We start from the raw sequence: 6848 nt of genomic DNA, 5'->3' as shown, positions 1-6848 counted from the left end.
CGCCGCGCGGCGCCTGACCGGGGCCGGCCCGGGCGCCCGCCGTGCCCCGGCCGGGAACCGGCCGCCCGCCGCAGGGCAGAATGGGACCGGACTAGCGAAGGAGACTTACGTGGCCATCCGCGTCCTACTGGTCGACGACCAGCCCCTGCTGCGCACGGGCTTCCGCATGATTCTGGAGGCCGAGCAGGATCTCGCGGTCGTCGGCGAGGCCGGGGACGGCCTCCAGGCCCTGGACCAGGTGCGGGCGCTGCAGCCCGATGTGGTGCTGATGGACATCCGCATGCCGCGGATGGACGGGGTGGAGGCGACCCGGCAGATCACCGGTCCTGAGCGGAACGGCCCGGCGAAAGTGCTGGTGCTGACGACGTTCGACCTCGACGAGTACGTCGTGGAGGCCCTGAAGGCGGGGGCCAGCGGGTTCCTGCTGAAGGACGCCCCGGCCAACGAGCTGGTGCAGGCGATCCGGGTGGTCGCCGCCGGGGAGGCGATGCTCGCGCCGAGCATCACGCGCCGTCTGCTCGACAAGTACGCCACGCACCTGCCGTCCGGTGAGGAGCCGGTGCCGGACACGCTGCACACGCTGACCGACCGTGAGGTCGAGGTGCTGAAGCTGGTGGCCCGCGGCCTGTCCAACGCGGAGATCGCCGCGGACCTGTTCGTCAGCGAGACCACGGTGAAGACGCACGTGGGCCATGTGCTGACCAAGCTGGGCCTGCGCGACCGGGTGCAGGCCGCGGTGTACGCCTACGAGAGCGGACTGGTGCGCCCCGGCGCCCAGTAGAAGCAGGCCGGGGCCGTCGCGGTCCGGCTACGACACGAGGGGCGCCCCCTTCCCGGCCGGGAAGGGGGCGCCCCTCGTGTGTGCGGGCCCGGGTCAGCTCTTGCTCAGCTCCCAGAACCGGAACACGGTGGAGGCGTCCAGGCAGTACTCCACGCCGGCGACGCCTTCACGGACGACCGCGTACTGCTTGGCCTGCCAGACGGGCAGGACCGGCAGTTCCTCTGCGACGATGTCCTGCAGTTCGCCGTACTCCTTGTCGGTCGCGCCGCGGTCGGTGATGGCGGCGGTGCGCGGGATGAGCGTGCCGGTGATGGTGCGGTTGCTGTAGTTGTTGCTCAGCACGTTGCCCTCGCCGAAGAAGGGCCCGGTGAAGTTGTCGGCGTCCGGGTAGTCGGGCACCCAGCCCTTGACGTAGACGCCGTACTTGCCGGCCTCGACGTCCTTCTCGTACTGCTCGAAGTCGACGGACTTCATGTCGGCGTCGAACAGGCCGCTGGCGTTGAGCTGCTTCGCTATGGCGGTGAGCTCCTCGTCGGTGGCCGGGCCGTAGCGGGACGGCGTGGACCACAGGGTCAGCTTCACCTTGCCGCTGATGCCCTCGTCCTGGAGGGCGGCGGCGGCCTTGGCCCGGGAGGGGCGGGCGCCGTAGGTGTCGAAGAAGGCCGTGTTGTGGCCCGCGATGCCGGCCGGGATGATCGAGTACAGCGGGGTGGCCGTGCCCCGGTAGACGTCGTGGATCAGGGCCTCGCGGTCGAGCAGGTGCGCGATGGCCTTGCGGACGCCGGTCTTGCCGGCGACCGGGTGGTCCATGTTGAAGACGAGGTGCTGGACCTCGGCGCTGCTGCCCTCGACGACCTCGACGTCCTCGGTGCCCTTGGAGGTCTCCTCGATGTCGGCGATGGCCTTGGCGGTCAGACCGCGGTAGGCGATGTCGACCTCGCCGTCCTGCACCGCCTTCTGCAGGGCGCCCTGGTCACCGCGGTAGAACTTCAGGGTGACGCCCGAGTTCTTGGTCGTGACGGTGCCCTTGTAGTGCGGGTTGACCGAGAAGACGGCCTTGTCCTCGCCGTAGGAGTCCAGCTTGTACGGGCCGGAGCCGGCCGCCTTGCCGTCCTCGCGCAGGCTGTCCGCGTCGTAGGCGCGGTGGTCGACGATGGATCCGGCACCGGAGGCGATCTTGCTGGGGAAGGTGGCGTCCGAGGTGTTGAGCCGGAAGACGACGGTCCTGTCGTCGGGCGTCTCGACCTCCTCGAGGGTGGAGAACATCACCGCCGGGCCGTCCGGGTCGTCGATCTTCAGCATGCGGTCGAAGGAGAACTTCACGTCCTTCGAGGTGAGGGACTCACCGTTGCTGAACTTCAGCCCGTCCTTGAGCGTGCAGCGGTAGACCGTGGTCTCCGAGTCGGTGAAGGCGCACTCCTCGGCGGCCTCCGGCTGCGGCTCGGTGGCCCCCTTGGGGAAGCTGAGCAGCGACTGGAAGACGTTGTTGAACAGCAGCCACGAACCGGGGTCGTAGCCGGAGGCCGGGTCGGTGGCGAGGACGTCGTCCGACATCCCCACCACGACGTTGGAGCCGTCCGCCCCGGAGTCGCCGTTCTCTGATCCACAGCCGGTCAGCAGGCCCGAGGCCAGCCCCGCCACCAGGGGCAGGACCGGCCACTTGTTGCGCAGGTTCACGTGTGCTTCGTCCTCGGTAGGTCCCGGCCGCGGAGGTCCCCGGCCCGGGCGGGTGGGTCGGTCAGCCGTCCACTCCCCGGCCGAGCTCCCACAACTGGAGCGTCGCCGAGGAGTTGAGCGAGTAGGCGGTGCCGGTGATGTCGTCGTGGGCGGCGAGGTACTGCTTGCCCTGCCACAGCGGCAGCACGGGCACGTCGTCGGCCACGATGTCCTGAATGTCCGTCAGGCTGCCCGCGGCGGACAGCCGGTCGGCCTGGCGACGCGACGCGGGGATGAGGTCGTCGCGGATCTTGTCGTTGGCGTAGGGCGAGCGCAGGAAGTTGTTCTCGTCCAGGAAGGGCGCGAGGAAGTTGTCGGCGTCGGGGAAGTCGGGGAACCAGCCCATGCCGTAGACGTCGTACTCGCCCTCCTGTCCCGCCGGGCGGTAGGTGGACCAGGGGTGGCCCTTGATGTCGATGCGGAACAGGCCGCTGGCGTCGAGCTGCTTCTTGAGCTGTTCGAACTCGGCCTTGGTACCCGGTCCGTAGTGGTCGGTGTTGTAGTGCAGCGTCAGTTCGACCGGAGTGCTGATCCCGGCGTCCTCGAGCAGTTCCCGGGCCTTGGCGGGGTCGGGGTCGCCGTACTGGTTGAAGAAGGAGTTCGAGTGGCCGGTGACGGTCGCCGGGACGAGCGAGTAGAGCGGCTCGGCCTGGGAGCCGTAGACCGAGGAGACCAGCGCGCCGCGGTCGACGGTGTGCGCCATGGCCTGCCGGACCGCCTTGGACTTCACGGCCGGGGCGTCGGTGTTGAAGACCAGGTAGCGGATCTCCAGGCCGGGCATCTCGACGAGGTCGATGTCGTCCTCGGCGTTGCCCGCGAGTTCGTCGATCTGGTCCGGCGACATGGTGCGCGTCATGACGTCGATGTCATCGTGCTCCAGCGCGTCGCCCATGGCGTCGGGGTCCGCGAACGAGACCATCTGGAGCTTGTCGCTGTTCACCTTCAACGAGCCCTTGTAGTGCGGGTTCTTGGTGAAGGTGGCGCGGACCATCTCGCCCTTGTCGACCTCGGCGTCCAGGACGTACGGGCCGGAGCCGTCGACCTCGAAGCCGTCGCGCAGCTTGTCCTTGGCGTAGCTGTCCGGGTGCACGATGCCGGCGACCGGGGTGGAGAGCTTGTAGGGGAAGGTCGCGTCGGCGCTCTTCAGGTGGAAGATCACCTCGCGGTCGCCCTGGGTCTCCACGGTGTCGATGGTGGACAGCAGCGCGTAGACCTCGCTGTCGGCCTTGATGGCGAGGGCCCGGTCGATGGAGTACTTGACGTCCTCGGCGGTGACCGGGTCCCCGTTCGCGAACTTCAGGCCCTTGCGCAGGGTGCAGCGGTAGCGCTCGTTGCCGGCGTCCGTGAAACCGCACGACTCGGCCGCCTCCGGCACGGGCTCGCCGGCCCCGCGCGGCTGGATCATCAGCGTCTGCACGGTCTGGCGCAGGACGTTCCAGGTGCCGACGTCGTAGGCGGAGGCGGGGTCGATCGGCGCCGGGTCGTCCTCCGAGGCGGTGAACCGGTCCGTGGTGCCGACCACGATGGCGTCGCTGTCGCCGCTGCCGCCGTCGGTGTCGCCACAGCCGGCGAGCACCGGCGCGAGCAGGCCGACCACGGCCGCCAGCACCAAAGTCTTACGGTTCATGCTCGAGTTTCTCCAGAGCTGTCGACTCCGTGTACCCGGCATGCGGGGGTGGCGCAGCGGATCACGAGAGAGGGGGTGATGTTCTCGCGTCGAGATTAGACCGCCCCCGCAGGAGGGCGGACAGTCACTGGAGTTGGGCCCTCATCACGCAGTGGAATCAGGTGTGAACGCACCGGCAGAAGCGCCGGGGGAATGTTTCGTGCAGCGTCCCACCAATCGGTACACATGGGTCCGAGCACAGCTGCCGAAAAGGGGCGGACGGCACGCACCGCCACCTCCTCCGCACCCCGCAGAAGTGGTGAAACTCACATGTGAAAACGGCCTCTCCGGTATCGGAATTCAGCCATCGACAGTGATTCGAATTCTGTCGGACACCTGTTCCGTGATCACTCGGTCACGCCCTGGGAATTTCCGCTCCGCAAGGCCGCTGCACGCTGGGTGAACGCCTAGCGCATTTCCGTCATCAGACCGCGCAGGAATGTCAGGTCGACGACTTCCAGCGACGGTACGACGGTGCGCCCGGCGGCCGGCGCGATGGGGGCGACGGAGGGGACCGCCACGACCTGGCAGCCCGCGGCCTCGCCGGCGGCGACCCCGGTCGCGGTGTCCTCGACGACCGCGCACCGGGCCGGGTCGACCCCGAGGCCCTCGGCGGCGGCCAGATACGGGTCCGGGTGCGGCTTGGTGCGCGGGACCTCGTCACCGGCGACCGAGAGGCCGAAGTGCCGCCGTCCGAGGGAGTTCATGACGCGGTCGATGATCCGCCGGTGCGAGGCGGACACGAGGGCCGTGGGTACGCGGTGCTCGGACAGTTCGGCGAGCAGCCGCTCCACACCGGGCATCAGCGGCAGGGCCCCGTCGATACGGGCCTCGAAGCCGTCGTTGAGCAGCACCGTCAGCTCGGGGAGGGTGATGTCGGCGCCGGTCGCCTCGATCAGGAACCCCGCGCTGCGGGTCATGGGACCGCCGACGACGACATGGCGCCAGGAGTCGTCGAGGGTGTGGCCGAGGGAGGCGAAGACCTCGACCTCGACGTCCCACCAGAAGCCCTCGGTGTCGACGAGCGTGCCGTCCATGTCGAGGAGCACGGCCTGCAGGCCGGCGCCGGCGGCGGGCGCGGCCGGCGCCGGGGCGGGGCCGGCCGCCCGGGGCAGCGGCCCGGGAGTGGCACCGAAGGCGGGGATCGTACTGGTCATCCACGTACCTCCTGAAGGGGCGAGCAGGCCGGTCCCCCGTGCGGGGAACCGGCCTGCAGTGGACCGACCAGTGTACGTCGCGCGCGCGGCAAGTGCCTCATTTGCCCCGTGGGTCCCCCGCGAGCCCCCCGCGCGGGCGTGCGCAGAGGGCTCGTGACGGGGGCCGGGAGGCGCGTACGTGCCTCAGCGGGCGTTGAAGTACTTGGCCTCCGGGTGGTGGATCACGATGGCGTCCGTGGACTGTTCGGGGTGCAGCTGGAACTCCTCGGACAGCTCGACCCCGATGCGCTCCGGCTGGAGCAGTTCGGCGATCTTGGCGCGGTCCTCCAGGTCCGGGCAGGCCCCGTAGCCGAGGGAGAAGCGGGCGCCCCGGTACTTCAGGGCGAACACGTCCTCCATGGCGGCCGGGTCCTCCCCGGCGAAGCCCAGTTCGCTGCGCACCCGGGCGTGCCAGTACTCGGCGAGCGCCTCCGCCAGCTGCACCGACAGGCCGTGCAGCTCCAGGTAGTCGCGGTAGGCGTTGGCCTCGAACATCCGGGCGGTCTCCGCGCCGATGCGGGAGCCGACGGTGACGACCTGGAAGCCGACGACGTCCGTCTCACCGGACTCCTCCGGGCGGAAGAAGTCGGCCAGGCACAGGCGCCGGCCGCGGCGCTGGCGCGGGAAGGTGAAGCGGGTGCGCTCGTTGCCGTCGTCGTCGAGGACGATCAGGTCGTCGTCCTTGGAGACGCACGGGAAGTAGCCGTGCACCACGGCCGCCTCCAGCAGGTTCTCCGTCTGGAGCCGGTCCAGCAGCCCGCGCAGCCGCGGGCGCCCCTCGGCCTCGACGAGCTCCTCGTACGTCGGTCCCTCGCCGGTGCGGGCCTGCTTGAGGCCCCACTGGCCCTTGAACAGGGCGCCCTCGTCGAGCCAGGACGCGTACTCCTTGAGCTGGATGCCCTTGCTGACCCGGGTGCCCCAGAACGGCGGGGTGGGCACGGGGTTGTCGGTGGCGACGTCGGAGCGCACGTGGCCGGCCTCGGGGCGTTCCTCGATCTCGACGGTGGCGGCGCGCACCCGCCGCTGGCGCAGTTCGGGAAGCTTGGCGCCGGGCACCCCGCGCTTGATGCCGATGAGGGCGTCCATCAGGCGCAGGCCCTCGAAGGCGTCGCGGGCGTAGCGGACCTCGCCCTGGTAGATCTCGTACAGGTCCTGCTCGACGTAGGCGCGGGTCAGGGCCGCGCCGCCGAGGATGACCGGGTAGTCGGCGGCCAGTCCGCGCTGGTTGAGCTCCTCCAGGTTCTCCTTCATGATCACCGTGGACTTCACCAGGAGGCCGGACATGCCGATGACGTCGGCCCGGTGCTCGTCGGCGGCGTCGAGGATCGCGGAGACGGGCTGCTTGATGCCGAGGTTGACGACGTTGTAGCCGTTGTTCGACAGGATGATGTCGACCAGGTTCTTGCCGATGTCGTGCACGTCGCCGCGGACGGTGGCCAGCACGATGGTGCCCTTGCCGGCCTCGTCGGTCTTCTCCATGTGCGGTTCG

General features: G+C 69.8%; 5 protein-coding genes. 1 reads left to right on the top strand and 4 read right to left on the bottom strand.

Annotated elements, in window-relative coordinates:
• The first annotated feature begins 109 nt into the window (after positions 1-109).
• Entirely contained in the window at positions 110-781 is a 672-nt protein-coding gene (locus tag G3I53_RS02220; protein ID WP_024885186.1) for a response regulator transcription factor, read from the top strand.
• 93 nt (positions 782-874) lie between these two features.
• Here G3I53_RS02220 and G3I53_RS02215 read toward each other — a convergent pair whose 3' ends face one another.
• The 4 genes from G3I53_RS02215 to G3I53_RS02200 form a co-directional block, all read right to left on the bottom strand.
• The gene (locus G3I53_RS02215; RefSeq protein WP_164337225.1) at positions 875-2458 is read right to left on the bottom strand and encodes an ABC transporter substrate-binding protein; all 1584 of its coding nucleotides are present in this window, start codon (positions 2456-2458) and stop codon (positions 875-877) included.
• Between the two features lie 61 nt (positions 2459-2519).
• A complete protein-coding gene (locus tag G3I53_RS02210) occupies positions 2520-4124 on the bottom strand; it encodes an ABC transporter substrate-binding protein (RefSeq protein WP_164337224.1) in 1605 nt (534 codons plus the stop codon).
• Positions 4125-4570: 446 nt separating this feature from the next.
• Positions 4571-5320, bottom strand: coding sequence for an HAD family phosphatase (locus G3I53_RS02205; protein WP_275406480.1), 750 nt, complete (start codon positions 5318-5320; stop codon positions 4571-4573).
• A 183-nt stretch (positions 5321-5503) separates the two neighbouring features.
• The coding region (locus G3I53_RS02200; protein ID WP_203616660.1) for a vitamin B12 dependent-methionine synthase activation domain-containing protein at positions 5504-6848 on the bottom strand (1345 nt) is incomplete at its 5' end.

This window comes from Streptomyces sp. SID14436 (genome assembly GCF_010548465.1).
GTDB lineage: Bacteria > Actinomycetota > Actinomycetes > Streptomycetales > Streptomycetaceae > Streptomyces.
The sequence above is the reverse complement of the archived record's forward strand: the minus strand, read 5'-3'. Positions and strand labels throughout refer to the sequence as shown.

Bases quoted from the DNA above. Each gene is read 5' to 3' on its own strand.
- G3I53_RS02210 (WP_164337224.1), bottom strand. From the start codon at position 4,124: ATGAACCGTAAGACTTTGGTGCTGGCGGCCGTGGTCGGCCTGCTCGCG.
- G3I53_RS02205 (WP_275406480.1), bottom strand. From the start codon at position 5,320: ATGACCAGTACGATCCCCGCCTTCGGTGCCACTCCCGGGCCGCTGCCC.